The sequence below is a fragment of the Pseudovibrio sp. Tun.PSC04-5.I4 genome (genome assembly GCF_900104145.1).
GTDB lineage: Bacteria > Pseudomonadota > Alphaproteobacteria > Rhizobiales > Stappiaceae > Pseudovibrio.
In genome coordinates, this window is the sequence record NZ_FNLB01000008.1 from 167,432 (window position 1) to 183,580 (window position 16,149).

14 protein-coding genes and 1 pseudogene are annotated in these 16,149 nt (G+C 49.6%); 7 read left to right on the top strand and 8 right to left on the bottom strand.

Going from position 1 to position 16,149, the window contains the following annotated elements; translation table 11 throughout:
* Positions 1-16 precede the first annotated feature (16 nt).
* Positions 17-499, top strand: coding sequence for an NUDIX hydrolase (locus tag BLS62_RS28340; protein ID WP_093190346.1), 483 nt, complete (start codon positions 17-19; stop codon positions 497-499).
* On the opposite strand, the gene BLS62_RS28345 is transcribed toward BLS62_RS28340, so the two are convergent.
* The 4 genes from BLS62_RS28345 to repA all read right to left on the bottom strand — a co-directional run bounded on the left by BLS62_RS28345 (position 474) and on the right by repA (position 5,155).
* On the bottom strand, positions 474-1,271 hold the full coding sequence (locus BLS62_RS28345; RefSeq protein WP_093190349.1) for a hypothetical protein: 798 nt from the start codon (positions 1,269-1,271) through the stop codon (positions 474-476). The two genes, BLS62_RS28340 and BLS62_RS28345, sit on opposite strands and share 26 nt — an antisense overlap.
* A gap of 41 nt (positions 1,272-1,312) precedes the next feature.
* Positions 1,313-2,614, bottom strand: a complete 1,302-nt coding sequence (gene repC / locus BLS62_RS28350) for a plasmid replication protein RepC (protein WP_093190352.1) — start codon at positions 2,612-2,614, stop codon at positions 1,313-1,315.
* A 253-nt stretch (positions 2,615-2,867) separates the two neighbouring features.
* Positions 2,868-3,938, bottom strand: coding sequence for a plasmid partitioning protein RepB (gene repB / locus BLS62_RS28355; RefSeq protein ID WP_093190355.1), 1,071 nt, complete (start codon positions 3,936-3,938; stop codon positions 2,868-2,870).
* On the bottom strand, positions 3,935-5,155 hold the full coding sequence (repA, locus tag BLS62_RS28360) for a plasmid partitioning protein RepA (RefSeq protein WP_093190358.1): 1,221 nt from the start codon (positions 5,153-5,155) through the stop codon (positions 3,935-3,937). Before repA ends, repB begins: the two co-directional genes overlap by 4 nt.
* Before the next feature lie 850 nt (positions 5,156-6,005).
* Between repA and BLS62_RS28365 the strand changes: the two genes are divergently transcribed.
* Complete coding sequence (locus tag BLS62_RS28365) at positions 6,006-6,710, top strand: GntR family transcriptional regulator (protein WP_280141892.1); 705 nt, start codon at positions 6,006-6,008, stop codon at positions 6,708-6,710.
* Positions 6,711-6,953: 243 nt separating this feature from the next.
* Positions 6,954-7,124 (top strand): hypothetical protein, encoded by a 171-nt coding sequence (locus tag BLS62_RS31140; protein WP_159436599.1) that lies wholly within the window; start codon positions 6,954-6,956, stop codon positions 7,122-7,124.
* Positions 7,125-7,965: 841 nt separating this feature from the next.
* On the opposite strand, the gene BLS62_RS28370 is transcribed toward BLS62_RS31140, so the two are convergent.
* Both BLS62_RS28370 and BLS62_RS28375 read right to left on the bottom strand, forming a co-directional pair.
* Positions 7,966-8,358, bottom strand: a complete 393-nt coding sequence (locus tag BLS62_RS28370) for a winged helix-turn-helix transcriptional regulator (RefSeq protein WP_093190361.1) — start codon at positions 8,356-8,358, stop codon at positions 7,966-7,968.
* A gap of 163 nt (positions 8,359-8,521) precedes the next feature.
* Entirely contained in the window at positions 8,522-8,959 is a 438-nt protein-coding gene (locus BLS62_RS28375) for a DMT family transporter (RefSeq protein WP_093190364.1), read from the bottom strand.
* A 271-nt stretch (positions 8,960-9,230) separates the two neighbouring features.
* Between BLS62_RS28375 and BLS62_RS28380 the strand changes: the two genes are divergently transcribed.
* The gene (locus BLS62_RS28380; RefSeq protein WP_093190367.1) at positions 9,231-9,731 is read left to right on the top strand and encodes a P-loop nucleotide/nucleoside kinase family protein; all 501 of its coding nucleotides are present in this window, start codon (positions 9,231-9,233) and stop codon (positions 9,729-9,731) included.
* A gap of 58 nt (positions 9,732-9,789) precedes the next feature.
* Here the strand turns inward: BLS62_RS28380 and BLS62_RS28385 are convergent, their stop codons facing one another.
* Positions 9,790-10,407, bottom strand: a complete 618-nt coding sequence (locus BLS62_RS28385) for a flavodoxin family protein (protein ID WP_093190370.1) — start codon at positions 10,405-10,407, stop codon at positions 9,790-9,792.
* Between the two features lie 99 nt (positions 10,408-10,506).
* Between BLS62_RS28385 and BLS62_RS28390 the strand changes: the two genes are divergently transcribed.
* The 3 genes and pseudogenes from BLS62_RS28390 (at position 10,507) to BLS62_RS28400 (ending at position 14,344) form a co-directional block, all read left to right on the top strand.
* Positions 10,507-11,403, top strand: coding sequence for a LysR family transcriptional regulator (locus BLS62_RS28390; RefSeq protein WP_208991281.1), 897 nt, complete (start codon positions 10,507-10,509; stop codon positions 11,401-11,403).
* Between the two features lie 83 nt (positions 11,404-11,486).
* The gene (locus BLS62_RS28395) at positions 11,487-11,924 is read left to right on the top strand and encodes a DUF488 domain-containing protein (RefSeq protein WP_093191705.1); all 438 of its coding nucleotides are present in this window, start codon (positions 11,487-11,489) and stop codon (positions 11,922-11,924) included.
* Positions 11,925-12,124: 200 nt separating this feature from the next.
* Positions 12,125-14,344 (top strand): annotated as a pseudogene (locus tag BLS62_RS28400) (TonB-dependent receptor).
* Positions 14,345-14,395: 51 nt separating this feature from the next.
* Here the strand turns inward: BLS62_RS28400 and BLS62_RS28410 are convergent.
* On the bottom strand, positions 14,396-16,003 hold the full coding sequence (locus tag BLS62_RS28410; RefSeq protein ID WP_093190382.1) for an ABC-F family ATP-binding cassette domain-containing protein: 1,608 nt from the start codon (positions 16,001-16,003) through the stop codon (positions 14,396-14,398).
* Positions 16,004-16,149 lie beyond the last annotated feature (146 nt).

Genomic DNA, 16,149 nt, shown 5'->3' on the forward strand with positions numbered 1-16,149 from the left:
TTTCAAAGAGCAGCACATGACCAACCTCCCAATATTCTGTCGAGCCATCTGCGTTTTCCTAATTGATACAAGCACGGAAGAACCACAAGTCCTGTTGCTTCGGCGTATCAATCGACCAGCAGGAACCTGGAGCCAAATTGCTGGATCAATCGAAGAGAACGAAACCGCTTGGCAGGCGGCTCTCCGGGAAGTCAAAGAAGAGGTCGGGATCTCACTAACCGAGTTGTGGTCTGCAGATATCTGCGAGCAGTTTTACGTCGCGGCTAAAAACTCGATAGAAATCCTGCCGGTCTTCCTCGCTAGAATTTCTCGCGATACTCCGCTGGTTCTCAATGACGAACATGATGCCTATCAATGGTTCTCGATTGACGATGCAAAGGAGCTGGTTAGCTTCGCAGGTCAAAGATGTATCCTTGAGCAAATCAAATCTGAATTCGTTGATCGCACGCCAAACCCTCATTTGCGGATAGATATCACACAGACAGAGTGTCCTGCATAGCGATATAGTTCTGATGCAATCTCAAGAGCAATGGTTTGAGAGAAAAGCAGGCATTTGAAATCTGCATAGCACAGGAAACTGGAGCAATAGCGTATTCTGCAGTCCGCCAAATGTGATCACTGTATGCTGGCCATTTTTCAACACCGACTTTGGCGCAGATATAAATATCACGGCTATAAGCATTGAGCTGAAGCATTTCCGATTCAAAGATTGACCGAACCATCCGCTTCATCAACCAAGCACATACCACTTTGCGAGCTCTATCATCGGCGGCATTATCAAAATGTACCATCCACTGGTCCAGCCTTATCGGCACCGCTTTTAGGTGTGCAATTGCTTCCACATTCAATTTGGGTTCCGGCAACTGCGAAATTAGATCTGCTCCCCAAATTGTCCAGCCAGAATAGGCCATTGAAAATTTCAACCAATGGTACCTTGTTGGATTAGCGAAGGCACCAACATCAATATACTCAACATCCAAATCCAAAGAGGGAATAAGAGCAGAGCAAAGTTCAATCCCCGTCCTACTTGCAGAATTGGTGAAGACACATAAATCCAGGTCCGAGACACCTGCTACATCTGTCTGCCGTGCAACCGAGCCACGTAAAATAACGCTAATCAACGCATCGCCAAACTCACTTTCCAACTTATGCGTTTGCTCTTCAATAACCTCAGACCAGTTTGCGCCAGGAACTTGACCAATGCGCGGTAATACACGGTTCTCATCAGCTGGCGTAAGTTCGCCAATTGCCCGCAAAATCTGACTACGCATCCCAAAATCCTTTGTATCTACAGACTTTCCGCCAGCAAGGCCTAGCTCAGCGTCAAACCGTAGAGCGACTTGTGCAGAGCCAGTTTTCCATCCATCGCTCGGTCGACGCAAGCGCGGAAGTATCCGGCAGGTCGCGAAATTCCCTCAGGATCACGCAGGGTCTTTTCAACCGTCACCACCAAAACAGCCGCAGCCATTTTATCGCCAAGCGAAACAACGGCCTGTTTCCAGCCATCCTCCGACAAACCGATAGCCAATCTAAGCTGTTCCGCGGCCTCGACCAAATCAAACCAGCTTGCAAATCCGGCTCCCAACATCTCTTTGGTTTCCCTGGTTGCCCCATCAATCATGCCGATAGAAACGGAGGAAAGATGCTCGCTTAGAGAACTATTCGTACCGGTGGCTCTCAGGCTTTGTTGTTGTCGAGTACTCACTGATCTGGCAAAAGATTTGCTTTTGCTTCTTATTTCGAGAGCATTTTTGTGAGCTTCGTTAGAAGCGAGCTTAATTTTTGAGTAGTCGTCGTTAGACGGCTTCCAACTATTACTATTTTTATGAGATTGAATGGTTGTATTATTATATGGGGTGACATTGCTGTCATGGTCGCATGACATATGATGGTTTATATCTTCATTACTACTCGGAGTCACGGGCTCTTCATCAGCCCTTACCAGCTCTTCAATCACCAGTTCATATAGCTTTGTTATCTTCTCTGCACGGACCAAAACCATCATGGGGGTTTCCATAAGAGCGTTGAGATCTTCAAGGAACACGCTGCAATCGGTCCCTTCAGCTTGTCCTGTACGGCACGCATCAACAATTGCGCGCGACAACCTGTTAATTGTGCGCTTAGCTTCCTGAGCCGCACGGATACGGGCCTGGAAATCATCAGCGATCTGCTTAAACTCGGCAACACGTTGTCGGGCAGGAGAAAAGTCAAACCCATACGCACGATCAATCTCACCGCTGTGGTCATTGCGGTAGATAAACCGACGCCCTGTAGGGCTATCACGATAGGCTAGAATACCAACTTCAACCAGCTTCTTCAAAGATCTGATGACAGTGCGCGTAGAGCGGCAGACATATTCAGCCAGCTTGTCATTTGATATGGCAACCAAAGGGCGACGATCCTGTTTCCAGTCATCCGCGCGTGTCAGGCCAATAAGAATGTCGAGAATATGGTAGGTTGTCCCATCAATGCCGAGGGCAGGCGCAGCCTTTTTGAGAGTGATCGCAACTTCGGCTTTTGTGGTTTTAACAATGTCATTCGCCATAGCCAATTGTTGGCTGGCCAACATGCCAGGTGTCATTTTGCGGAAAGACGCAACGCTCGTGCTTTGCATAGCAAACCCGTTCACCAAGAGCGAACTCGTGGTGTTATCCAAGTGATACTGGGGATTGTGCGCCCGAAAAAGCAAAAATGCGCCACAAAGCAGGACAAGAAAGCAATGCTCACTTGATTCGCAGGGTGCGTTCGTCGTAGGATGATCGTGCTAAAGATGGTCCTGGACGAGTTCTTTACTCTCTTGGGCGACGATTTTAGGGCCTTGCTGATTGCCGTCAGCAGGGCCTTTCGTCTTTTACAGGGCTACACCATCAGGCGTCCTCCTGCTTCGTAGCTTCAAACTTGGCAATAAGGCCGGGAAGCTCATGCAGCAAAAACTCGCTTAGTTCCGGGTGATTTTTTGTGTCCACGGCAAATGTCGTAGCTTTGCCAGAATGCTTCACCAAGACGTGCTTGTTTCCAATCCATTCAGAGCTTTTAGACTTCCGCATATGCGCAGCCACAGCAATATCACCAGCCCCCACAGACTTGGTTTCCAACTCAGATGGGGTTTCTTGCAGCAGTTGAAGCACTTCGCCAAAGCGTTCATCACTGTTAAGCTCTGCAAAGGACTCCAATGAAAACAGCGAGGCCACCGCATTGTCATGGACTGGAGACAGCCCGCTATCTTCAAAATAGCTTGCCATTTCTTCCCAACGCGGACGGCCAATTTTTGGAGCAGGGCCAATAACACGTAAAAACGCCTCCGGCATGGTTGCCGCCAGTTTCCGGAGTTTAGAGACAAGAGACTTGTCCTTGCCAATTGCTTTTACAATCAATGTTTGCGGATAGTCTTGCGCTAAACGGAACACGAAAAGACAAGTCTCAATAAAGCTGAGATCTTTTCTCTCATGGTTTTCCTGACCTTGAGCAACCAGCAGTTCTTCATCAGAGAGTTCTTTGATCACACCGCGAACCGGTTTGCCCAGTGCACGGCACGCCTTCCAACGGCGATGACCATAGGCAATTTGATAGGTTCCCTCATCACCCGGCGTTGGCCGCACTAGAATGGGTACCTGCTGACCACTGTCAGAAATAGACTCTTTCAGAGCCTCAAAAGCCGGATCAAACGCCACTTCCATACGGTCAGCAACGAAGGAGGGCTGAACCGTTTCAGGGTCCAGCTCAACCACATTCACTGAGGATGCCATTTGAGTGTTGAGGGTTTTCAGTTCTTCACGCAGCTTGTCGCGCTCATCCTTGATCAAATTGATCTCGGCAGCGCCAATCGCACCAGAAGACAAACGCGGGCGAGGGGCTGTCGCATCGGCAACCAACCCGGCCATTCCGCCGCCTGAAAACAGTGTGTCGAGTGCGTTTTTCCGGTCCTTAGCTTTGTTCATATTGGTCGTCCCCAAGAGCCACGGAGAAGATCTTCAATTTCACGGTTGACTGAATCCATGGATTCCAGCGCACGCTTGAGCGTCTCACGGCCAATGGCCCCCGGCTCAAGCTCATAAAGCGATTTCTTTTCAAGACCCGCATTGGCAACAGCGGTAGATTCCAGCGCCGGAGAGTTTAGTACATCTTCACCAAACAACGCACGCAACAAACCAACAACCCGAGTTTGCGGGCTGTCATTGGGGTTATGACGAGTGACGAGGAAGCGCATCCAATCTAGGTTCATCTCACCGCCATTGTTTTCAATCACCCCCATGAGATCCGAACTCATGCCGAGGAACTGATTACAACTTGCAAGATCAAGCATCTGCGGATGGAGTGTGATCAAAAGTCCGGTCGACGCAAACAAGGCACCCAAGGTTAGGAAACCAAGTTGCGGAGGACAATCAATCACCACAACATCATAATCATCATCAACTTCACCCAGCACATTACGGATGCGCCGGAAGAAGATATCCTCTCCGGTAGAGGCACCAGATGCAATTGCAGTTGGCACGATGTGTTCGAACTCAGCCAGCTCCAGATTGGCAGGCACAAGATCTAAACCGGCAAAATAGGTTGGCCGGATCACGTCTTTCAACGTGCGGCGGCCTTCATCATATCGCAAAGCACCAAACAAAGTGCAGTTTGGCTCCACGTCAAATTCCGGTTGAACACCAAACATGGCGGAAAGGGAGGCCTGCGGATCAAGATCAATGGCCAAAACACGATAGCCGCGCAGCGCAAGATAATGCGACAGATGCGTGCTCGTTGTCGTTTTGGCTGAGCCGCCTTTAAAGTTGGCACAGGCGACGACCTGAAGTTTATCACCCTCACGCCGGCGCGGATGAATATTGACTGCCTCGTCGCCTTTTTTACGCGCTGCAAGCACTTCACGGATCGCGTTGATTTGCTCCAGTGTGTAACTACGACGTCCATTGGCCAAGCGGGTTGGCGTTGGGCCTTCTCCATCCAGATCCAGCTGGCGAACGGTGCTTTCGGAAACCCCTATAAGACGCGCAACATCCACTGAAGAGAACGACCGCAGCGCTTTGTTCGCTTCTGGCGGATAAAGTTCTTGCCTTAACCGGTGCAGCTGACCAGATAGGAGCTGCGAATAACGGGAGATCTTCTCAGACGGAGTTTCCTCACGCGAAAGAGTATTATTGCCGTATTCCACTTCGTATAGCCCTCAAACGGTTCCAGTCATCTGCAAACGGTAAGTACGCCCAAAAGGCCCTTGTTTGCGTCGAAAGGGTAACTGACCTACACATTAGTTCAATCCCTTTTTAGTTAACCCACGTTAACACTTTCCACTTTCATATCCATCAATCAATAATAATCGTTTGTTTTCATAATATTAGCTCCAATATGCAGAGTAAAACGAAACGTGCATAAAATCTGACAGGCAATCAATCCGTTTCAGATGAAACAGCGTTCTTGTTGATTCCTTGCCGACTCAAGTGGCACTCCTTTGATTCCTAAGAATATGTTGACGCAGCATTTCATGGATTTGACAGCAGGGGCATAACTCGCTTCCTCATCGCTAGTTTTCAAAGACTTAACGAGTAAACTGAGAGAAGAAACAAAAACTCGGCTGGTCACTGCAATTTTGGGCAGGAATGGACAAGCAGGCATACATGTCGGGATATTTACAACTAAACGGAGTATTATCGCGCTGATTTAATTAAAATTGCGAGTGAATTTAATTTAGGTGAAGATAAACTCTAAGTAAGTACGTTTCAAAATTTTGGAGAACCAGAGTCACCATGCCTTTGGAACTACAAATTATCGATAATTCACCTAGTTTTTCAGAGGATCTAACTCGTTTTATTGAAATTTTATGGGAGCCCCACGCAATTTCATTGCTTTTATAGTTGATATCTTGTTTTACAATTGAACCATATAAAACTGGCCAATACTATTTGCAGTATAAAGTCGGTCATATAACTCGGCTGAAGACTTAAGTTTCCAGTACCCATCATAAGAACCGCCAAATTGAATAGATAATAATTGTAAGGCAGATAACTTTGAAAATAGAGGATACCTTAGAACGAACCGTAACATCGGTCACCGCACATAACGTCCCATCATCCTCCTCCCTAATTGATAGGGCATACGCTCATTTGCGAGCTGCCATTTTGTCTGGTCAATTGGAACCAGGTAGTAAATTGCGCATCCGTGAAATGTGCAGCACATTTGATGTGGGACCGACACCGGTACGCGAGGCACTTTCCCGGCTCGTCTCTCAAGGACTTGTTGCAACACAATCGCATAAGGGCTTTTACATCCCAGAATTAACTCAGCGTGAATTTCAGGATGTCGTAAGCCAACGCAAGTTGTTGGAAAGTGCTACGGTTCGCAGCGCTGTAGAGCGTGGTAACGCTCAATGGCGTGAAAACGTTGGTGATGCTTATCATGCATTACAGGACATTGAACGCACTTGGCAGACCTCCCGTCGTGATTTCTGGACGGAATGGGAGGAAGCAAACCGCGTTTTCCACGTGGCGTTGATTGATGGTGCTGAATCCAGTTGGGCTATGCGATTCCTGAACATGCTTTATGACCAGTGCACGCGTTATAGAGCAACCAAACGCCGTACTGGTTTTGTACCAGAAAGCATTCAGGAAGATCACCAACAATTAATGACGGCAGTGAGTACCGGAGACGGTGCCATGGCAGAGCAGATTATCAAGGCACATATTGAACGCCTCCCAGCTCTCTGCATGCCATAATTGCAGCATTACATTTGACCTCATTCCGGTGAGAGGATTATTCTCCCACCGGAAACTAAGAGAATGGCCGCACCCCACGGGTAATCCCCCTGCATTTGATCGAGTTTAAAAGTAGAGATAGTGTTGCCTCATATCGAGGACTGATTTTATGAAGAAATCTGGTTTTAACGATGCGCGATCATTGCGATTTTGAAATAGGGAGAAAGCGGCATTCCGGTTGCGCAGCTTTGCCGTGAACATGGAATGAGCGCGGCCTCCTTGACGGCGCAGGAGATCGCCGACAAGCTCACTCTCGCCCGCTCCACCGTTGCTGACTGGTTACAACAAGCTGGGATTGACAAGTTCTCCCAACTGGATCCCAAGTCATCGATTCGCCGCTATCAGCGCGACAATCTTGGCGAACTGCTACATTAGGAAATTACGTCAATACGAAGGGTATGGCCATCGCATCACAGGTAATCAGCGCAAACGATCAGCTCGCCAAGGCTGGGACTATCTGCATGTCGCCATTGATGATGCCACCCGCCTTACTTATGTGGAGGGGTGCTGTCGACGAAACCCGCCGCTCTACTACAGCGTTACTCATAAGTGCTCTTCGTTGGTTCAAACAGCAAGGCGTAACTGTGGAGAGAGTAATGACAGACAACGGGCCCAGCTACACAGCTAACTGTTCACGAAAGTCTTGCCTCTATTGAACATTAAGCACATCCGCACACACCCTTCCACACCAAAAGCAAATGGCAAGGTTGACCTGCCAAGATGGCTACACTCGTACAATACCCAGCGACCCCACATCTGCATCAATAGCCTCACCCCAACTCAAGCTCTCTACGGAACAACCTGATCAGAATCTACAACTAGCGCAGAATTTTTTTGCACGAAATCACGCTTTTTGTTCGATGAAAATACAACGGTCTGAATAGAGCAACTATTGAGGAAACTCTAAGTCCGAAATAAGAAGCCGTTTCTGCTTTCTTCAGCATGCGACCGGGTTGTTCAATTGCGCTTTCGCATGTCAAACCCTTCTGATCTCAGCTTACGACACCTCAAGGTTTTGAGTTTTGCTATGCCGGTATTTCATCAAACTATTGCTTATCTTTAAGGGCTCGTCTTCATTTCCATGTTTCCATCGTCTATTTTGAGAGCGTAACAAGGGCCGTCAAAACAGGCTTCCGCAATCAACGAGATGATAGGCAGGCTGCCTTTTTTTTCGCCCCGAAAATTGCGCTATGGCCGTCAGAAGTTCATTGGAAAGCTAACCTGTAAATGTTGGGAGCAGACTGTCTAGAATTGAGGTTGCCTCAATCTTGGTTGCTGGCTTGCTTCCTCCGCGAGAAATACCCCAATTGCTCATGGTATTGAGCAGCGGGATAAGAGACTCGCCATCTCGCGTTAAAGAATATTCCACGCGAACCGGCACTTCTGCAAACACCTCACGGCGAACCAGAAAATCTTGCTCCAACTCCCGAAGTGACCGTGTCAACATTCTGTCAGAGGCTTGGGGCGACAGCTTTTTCAGCTCTGAAAATCGTTTGGTGCCGGTAAGGAGGTGAAACAAAAGAACTGGTTTCCACTTACCGCCAATAGCAGCAACAGTGACCTCAATCGCGCTTAAGGATTTCTCAAGAGGAGTTGTCTCTCCTGCCATTTTTTTATAGTCCGTTTATTTTTTTAATTGCCACCCAAAGCGAGGGCAGAAGAACATATTGGTTGTTGCTACCTCAATTTTTATTCAAAATCAAACTAATGGTTACTCGTGGTTTTTCAGTCTACCACAAAGAGAATAGTGATGATGTAGCTTGAGTGGCCGTCTATCTCACCATCAAATAAGCGCCAGAAATTAGGAGCAATGCTGCCATGGCGCGGCTAAGGTCGATTGAACGAACCGGCAGCTCGAACAAGCCGAAATGGTCAATCACCATACCTGCCATGAGCTGGCCCACGATAATCAAGAGAACCGCCGAGGTCGCGCCCAGTTTAGGTAGGGTTTGGGTAATGGTGAGGTACAAAATTAGCCCAAAAACACCACTTGCCAACATGTACCAAGGGATGCTGCGCCACTGGTTGATTTGCTCTCCACCTCTCATAATAAGCAGGGCGAGAGAAGCAATAAAGCCGCCAGCGTGAATGATAACACTGGCCGCAGCTCCGCCAAGACGTTGCCCCATAATCCCGCCCATGGGAGCCTGCAAACCAACAGCAACGCCTCCGAGGAGGCCAATAAAAATAATCAGTAATAATTCCAACACAGCGTTTTATCTCAGTTCGTGTTCCGGCATCAGAATGCCCCTTACTCTCTTTAGACATACCTGAGGGGTCTGCCCATGCAGAATTACAGGTTGTACCTATAGCTGCACTAAACTGCTGTGGAGTGGCCGGGCACAGCTTCTTTCGACAGCGGGGACTAAACCCGAGGACAACTCGTGTAAGCACACAAAGCAGCAATGCCGCATTGCGTAAACACTGAGGACCTGCTTCAATAATAAGCTATTGATTCATTTATTTTTTTAGGAAGCACTCATGACAGCTCAGGAAATAAAACTGCTTCTGGTATGCGGGAAAATTGCCTCCGGTAAATCCACCTTGCTGGCGCATCTGGTGAAAGACCATAGCGCTGTCGTGCTCAGCGAGGATCATTGGAACGCTACGCTCTTTCCAGGTAAGTTGAAAACGCTGGAAGATTACGTGAAGTATTCTGCCCGCGTGCGGCAAGCTCTTGGCCCCCATATTGTTAGCCTGTTGCAGCATGGCGTTTCTGTTGCGCTGGATTTTCCGGCCAACACCGTGCGTGATCGCAAGTGGCTGAAGAGTCTCTATGAGGCAGCCGGCGTTGCGCATGAGCTGCATTACCTTTCCGTGCCTGATGAGGTTTGTAAGGAACGGTTATGGGTGCGTAATGAGGCGGGAGAACATCAGTTCACAGTAAGCGAAGCGCAGTTTGACCAGTTCACCAAATACTTTGAATCTCCCACAGTAGATGAAGCCTTCAACGTCATTCTGCACGATTTCCATAGCACATAGGGTAATGGCCCCTCCAATATGGAGAGGCCGCGTATCGCTGGTTTAATTGAAGACAGGATCAGGCAGTTAATTCCAGCTCCCGAGGCTGGGTGGCGGGAGCATTACCCCACCGCAGGGATGCGTCTGCAATGCGTTTGCCAAAGGATTCAGCGGTTTGATGGTCAGCCGCTGGAGGAGCAACCTCCGGTCCTTCATCCACGTTGGCCTGTGCCATCATGCCGAGGTAGGAGCCGAGGCGGTTGATATCGTTCTCGGAGCCAGCACTGGAATTGTTGCCCGCCATATCATTGGCACCAACCCAGATCATACCATGTTGAGCTGCAAAAACAGTCATCTGCACAATCGTAGTCATCTTATCGCCGGACCGTGAGGCGGAAACGGTGAAACCAGCCGCGAGTTTGTTCTGCCAGCCACGACCAAAAAAGATCTTGGAGGTTTCATCCATGAACATTTTGAACGGCCCGCTGACAGACCCAAGGTAGGTTGGAGAGCCTAGGATGATCGCATCTGCAGCGTTGAGCACAGTGAAATCGCCATTCAGCTGCGTGACATCAACCAGAACACCGGTCGCACCTTCAACAGCATTAATGCCAGTGACGACAGACTTTGCCAGAGTTTCTGTATGACCAAACCCCGAGTGGTACGCAACAGCAATTGAAACACTCTTATTTTGCATTTTTTTTCCTTTGAATTAGAGAGTGTGAAATTCATTGGGAACATGAGGGGCTGGCCTAATGAATACAAATGCATTATTTCAATAATAATCATGCAGAAAATGAATTACTTAGGCCTTGATGGCCGCGCTCTTATGATGTTGAAACTGATCTTCGAGAGTGGGTCGGTCACAAAAGCCGCACAGCAGATGAACGTAAACCAGTCCACCGTAAGTCACGGGCTGGAACGGGTGCGCGGGCTGCTGGGAGATCCGTTGTTTGTTAAGGCAGGTCGAAACGTTGTACCCACAGAGCGGATGATCGCGCTTATGCCATCGGTGGAAGACGTGCTGCGAAGCCTTGCGCTTATCAGCGAACCCGAAGAGTTTCATCCAACCACTGCGACCAACCGATTTGTTATCGATTGTCAGGATGATGAGCATAACCTTCTAGTCCCATCCTTAATCAAACGATTACGGGTAGAAGCGCCGAACGTGTCCCTACGTTGCCGGCACTCAACACGTCAGAATGTGATGTCTTTGGTGAGGGGCGAGGCAGATCTGCTGTTTACACCGTTGCCACCGCCAGATTCCTATGAATTCGTCGCACAAGCCCTGTTTGAGGATGAGTTTGTGGTGTTTTACGACCCAACGGTCCGAGAAGCGCCGGATACGTTGGAAAAGTACATTATTGCACCTCATGCCAATGTGCTGATCACGGACAATGAAAATACCTTTGTAGACCGTGCTTTGGCAGAGCTGGGGCATACGCGCAAAACAGTCTATTCCGCACCTAGTTTCAATGCCTTGGCTGCTGTGTTGCTGGGAACAGACCTTATCGCAACCATTCCATCCAAGCTTATTTGCGGTGGTTTAAAGGGAGGCCTGGCGTCCTGCAAAAGTCCGGTATCTGTTGTGACGGCGGACATTAGCGTCATCTGGCACGTGCGCAACCGCACCTCTGCCGCCCACAAATGGTTCCGCGATTTGGTGATATCACAGGCTCAAGCGTTGTTTTGATCGCTCGCATGGCCCCAGTTTGGCTCATGGACTAAAATTGATCCTGAACGCTGAACCAGCTAGCCGAGATGATTGTGAACACTATGCCCCTCTCCACCATTGGATTTACGAAGACCACTGCCGAAAATTTCTTTGGTCGCTTGCAGAGTGCAGGTGTGAAGAAGGTGATTGATGTACGTCTTAACAACACCTCTCAGCTGGCTGGGTTTGCCAAGTCTAATGATCTGGCGTTCTTTTTAGAGGCCATTGGCGGCATGGGGTATGTACACCAGCCGTTGCTTGCACCGGATCCAGATATGTTCAAGGCGTTCAAAAAGGAAAAAGGCGACTGGACCATCTTCAAGGATCAGTTCATGGGCTTGATGTCTGAACGCAAGATCGAGAGCAAGTTCAATGCGGATATGTTTGAAGAGGCCTGTCTGCTCTGCTCTGAAAACCTCCCCCACGAATGCCACCGCTCTCTGGTCGCAGACTACCTCAACAGCCGCTGGGGCGGAGTGCTGAAGGTAAAACATCTGTAGAAGACGGCAGCTGATCGGTGACAACCTGCCCCACTTTGCCAAGCGCCTGTGGGCAATTTTGACCTGCGATTCAAGCGTCTACGTTAGGTGAATTTGCATTATGTAAATTCAGTAATTTTAAACTTGATTATTATACTCATGTTTTATAGTTAGGATGCAGCCACAAGCCAACTCATCCAACTATAAACATCGGTAAATACATGAAGTTCTCTCCTAATCTGGAGCAGGCTTGCAGCACTTTTGTGCTTGTGGCCTGCGCCCTTTCTCTATCTGTGCAATTTGCTTATGCTGCATCAAATAAATCTAAAATCGTCAATGCGGAAACTGAGCTCGATCCTATTGTTGTTACAGGATCTTTCGAAAACAAAGACACCATTGCCCAATCAGAAGTCAGCAGCGATCTCATCGACCGTACCCAGTCCGCGACCATTCCCGGGTTACTCTCCAGTCTGCCGGGTATTGAGCTTATCGGTAACAGCCGCATTTTGGGACAATCCATCAACATGATGGCCTTTGGTGATTCAGAGGACATAGAAATCACTATCGATGGTTCCCAGAAATCCTTCGAAAAGTATCAGCAGGGCTCCATCTTTATTGATCCTGAATTGTTGAAGGTGATCGACGTGACCAAAGGCACGTTCTCACCGGAGAAGTATGGAGCTTTTGGCGGGTCAGTTACAATGACGACCAAAGGGGCCTCAGACATGCTGCGCGATGGCCAGTCCTATGGGGCTTTCGCGAAAGTTGGCTTTGCCTCCAATGGTATGGAGCTCATTAAGTCAGCAGCCTCGTATGCGCGCTCTGAGGAGCTGGGGTTTGAAGTGCTGATTGCGGGTACACATCGCCAGAACGATGACTACTCTGTTGGTGGTAACAAGCAGGACCTTACGCTTTCCGGCGGCAGCATGATCAGCGGTCATTTCAAGGCTAGTCTTGAACGAGAAGACCACTTCTTCGAGGTCAGCGGGCAGCATTCATACAGTGATGACTATAAGCCCTGGGCCGCAAAGCGGGGCCTCATAACCATTTCCGATTGGTCTTTGAATAAGCATGGCTCTTTTGAAGAGTACCTGAAAACGCAGGCTGTTGACCGGGAAATGACGGATACGTCCTTAAGCGGGACATATGAATATAACCCGGAAAGTGATCTGATTGATCTGGCTTTCAAGGCGTCTTATTCCAAAACCACGCAACATGACACACGCCGTGTTCCAATAAACGATCCAGACTACAGTGCTGGCTTGTATGTTGGCGGGGATGACAGCACGCTGGATTACGCCATCTACAAGATGGACCTGCAGAATACATCCTCATTCAATTTGGGTGATTTTGAAAACACCCTGAAATATGGCGTTCAGGTGCGTCATGAAATTCGCGACAGCATGGCCTTCAAGAAAAGTTATGTAGGTAATCCAGACTATAACAACGGCCATTTGCAGCCCTACAACATCCCAAGTGGCACGCAGACGATCTGGTCGGCATGGACTGAGTACACGCTTGGCTTTGCGGGATTGGAGCTGACACCGGGTCTTCGTTACGACTTCATCCACTCCAAAGGGGTAGCCAATCTGGCACCCAAATATAATAACCCAGATATGAAGCACGACTACGGGACTGTTAATCGCTTTGGCCTGTCCCCAAGCCTAAGTGCTGTCTATTCGTTGACATCAAACATCAAGCTCTTTGGTGATTATGCCTACAAGCTGCGTGCGCCATTGATTGATGAATTTTAGGATGTTGGCAGCGCCCGGGCGACAGCAACACAATTGCAAAACGAACGTGTGTCTGCCAAGCGTATCGGCATTGCCGCTACCTTTGAGGATGTGATTACGCAAAGCGATAGCGTTACGGGCCGAGTGGCGATTTATCGGAATGATGTATCCAGCAATATCTACCGATTGCTGAGCGAAAACTTAAACGGATACGATGCGCCGAAGCCAACCTATGGCAACCTTGCCGGCTATTATACGCAAGGGTTTGAAGCTGAACTTTACTATGACAGCGAGCGGTTCTTCGGCAGCATTGCCTACTCCAGAGTGCAAGGGAAGCATGATGGCACATTGAAGAATGTGGCGTCTGACACGGATCAATATGTATCAGAGGTAGCACCAACCAAGCTGGTGGTGAGCCTTGGTTACAAGGTTCCTGAAGCTGATATTACGTTTGGGTGGAAGGGGCGTTTTGTGGATGCGCAAGACCGTGTGCCAGATAACTACACAAGCCTTTATAGCGCCAGCAAAGGCTATGCCGTGCATGATGTTTTCCTGACATGGACACCGCAGGAAGGCCGATTTGCAGGAGTGGAAGCGCGCGCCTCCATTGAGAATATGTTCAACCGCAATTACCGGCCATACTTTGCTGATGGTGCTGCCCCAGAAAAAGGCGTCAACTTCAAAAGCTCGGTGAGTTACAAATTCTAATGTCAGAGACGCGGTGACAGGCAATCACCGCGTTTTGACCTGTGGTTTCCCTTAACCATCCGCGTCAACCATTTTGCAGGTCTCCAAATTCACCACCCGCGTAATCCCGATGTCTTGCAGGAAAGTTGTGTCGTGGCTGACCACCAACAGGGCGCCGTCATAAGCGTTGAGGCCTGCTTCAATGGCCTCGACGGCTTCGATATCCAGATGGTTGGTTGGCTCATCAAGTATCAGCAGTTTGGGTGGGTGGGCAGCTCCCAATACACAGGCCAATCCAGCTCGTAACATCATCCCACCGCTCAGTGTTGCAACGGTTTGCCCCGAGGCTTCGCCGCGAAACAAAAAGCGTGCCAGCACCGCACGGCAACTGTTTTCATCCTGCTCCGGGTTCAGGTGCCGGAAGTTCTCCAGAACCGTCTTTCCCGGATCGAGTAAACTGGCCTGCTGGTCGAGCACTCGAAAACTATCGTGCACCTGACAGGAACCGGAAAGCGGTGGTAACTGGCCAATGAGGGTCTTTAGCAGCGTTGTTTTGCCGGACCCATTCGGGCCTTTCACTGCCACCCGTTCAGGGCCGGTGAGTGTGAGGGAGAAATCCCGTAACAGAGGCTCGCCGCCACTATAGCCTGCGCTGAGACTATCAGTGCGCAGAACAACTTGCCCGTTGGCGATACCTGATGATGCAATGATCATGCTGAGCGGTTGAAGCACCTCAATCTTTTGCCGTGCCGCCTTGGCTTGTTGCTCAGCATCCTCACGCAATCGGCTGGCAAGGTTGGCGTTGTCGCCGGAGGTGCTCTCCGCTCTGTTGCGTTTGGCGTTGAGCAGAACCTTAGGCTGATCACGTTTGGCTCGGCTGCGGTGGCCTGCGCCGTCTTTGCGGGCTTTGCGCTCTGTCACACTCTGGATTTTGCGATTGAGGCCGCTGATACGCTTTTCAGCGCTTGCCAGGTCTTGCTCCGCCGTCGTCAGCTGCTGTTCTTTTTGCTGCTTGTAGAAACTCCAGTTGCCGCCATAAGTGTTTGTGCCAAGCGTGGTCAGTTCCACAATGCTGTCCATCTGCTCCAGCAAGTCACGATCATGACTGATGACAAGGGCCCCTTTCTTCCATCCGGCGAGAAAGGCGTGCAGGGCTTTGCGGCCCTCTGCATCCAGATTGTTGGTGGGCTCATCCAGCAATAAAAAATCTGCATCGTGAAAGAGGAGAGCTGCAAGCCTGCACCGTGTGATCTGCCCGCCGGAAAGGGGTGAGAGCGGGTGATCTGTGAGGTACTGCAAGCCCATCTGCGCAAGGGCGGCTTCCAGCCGGCTTTCCAACGTCCAGTCCGCATCATTGAGCTCGTCCATCGTGGCGGTGCCATCTTCGGCTCTGAGCAGAATGCGCAGGTCGTCGGCAATGCCAAACAAATCGGCAATGGTCTCATTTTGTGCATGTTGCAGCTGCTGGCTGAGCATTCCAACGGTGCCACTCACAGAAACCGCGCCAGAAGCAGGCACCAACGCACCGCTGATAAGGTTCAGCAGCGTGGATTTACCCGTTCCGTTTCTGCCTATCAGGCCAGTGCGGTGTGCAGCAAATTGAAGTGAAAGGTCTTTGAAAAGGGCTGTTCCGTCAGGAAGCGCCCATGACAGGTGGGTAAGGGAGATTGATGCAGGCATACTGATGAACTTCCAAATGAACAGGGCAAAGTGAAGAGGCTGTTCCTGCGAAATCCATTGGCTGCATATCTCCTGATTGAAAAACTGCGCCCAACATATGTGCTGCGGTGAAATTGTCAATGCCGGGGGAAAAAGGCGCTGCACCG

Bases quoted from the DNA above. Each gene is read 5' to 3' on its own strand.
- BLS62_RS31140 (WP_159436599.1), top strand. From the start codon at position 6,954: ATGAGCGCGGCCTCCTTGACGGCGCAGGAGATCGCCGACAAGCTCACT.
- repB (WP_093190355.1), bottom strand. From the start codon at position 3,938: ATGAACAAAGCTAAGGACCGGAAAAACGCACTCGACACACTGTTTTCA.
- repC (WP_093190352.1), bottom strand. From the start codon at position 2,614: ATGCAAAGCACGAGCGTTGCGTCTTTCCGCAAAATGACACCTGGCATG.
- BLS62_RS28370 (WP_093190361.1), bottom strand. From the start codon at position 8,358: ATGGCAGGAGAGACAACTCCTCTTGAGAAATCCTTAAGCGCGATTGAG.
- BLS62_RS28395 (WP_093191705.1), top strand. From the start codon at position 11,487: ATGCCCCTCTCCACCATTGGATTTACGAAGACCACTGCCGAAAATTTC.
- BLS62_RS28380 (WP_093190367.1), top strand. From the start codon at position 9,231: ATGACAGCTCAGGAAATAAAACTGCTTCTGGTATGCGGGAAAATTGCC.
- BLS62_RS28385 (WP_093190370.1), bottom strand. From the start codon at position 10,407: ATGCAAAATAAGAGTGTTTCAATTGCTGTTGCGTACCACTCGGGGTTT.
- BLS62_RS28340 (WP_093190346.1), top strand. From the start codon at position 17: ATGACCAACCTCCCAATATTCTGTCGAGCCATCTGCGTTTTCCTAATT.
- BLS62_RS28390 (WP_208991281.1), top strand. From the start codon at position 10,507: ATGAATTACTTAGGCCTTGATGGCCGCGCTCTTATGATGTTGAAACTG.
- BLS62_RS28345 (WP_093190349.1), bottom strand. From the start codon at position 1,271: ATGCGTAGTCAGATTTTGCGGGCAATTGGCGAACTTACGCCAGCTGAT.
- BLS62_RS28410 (WP_093190382.1), bottom strand. From the start codon at position 16,003: ATGCCTGCATCAATCTCCCTTACCCACCTGTCATGGGCGCTTCCTGAC.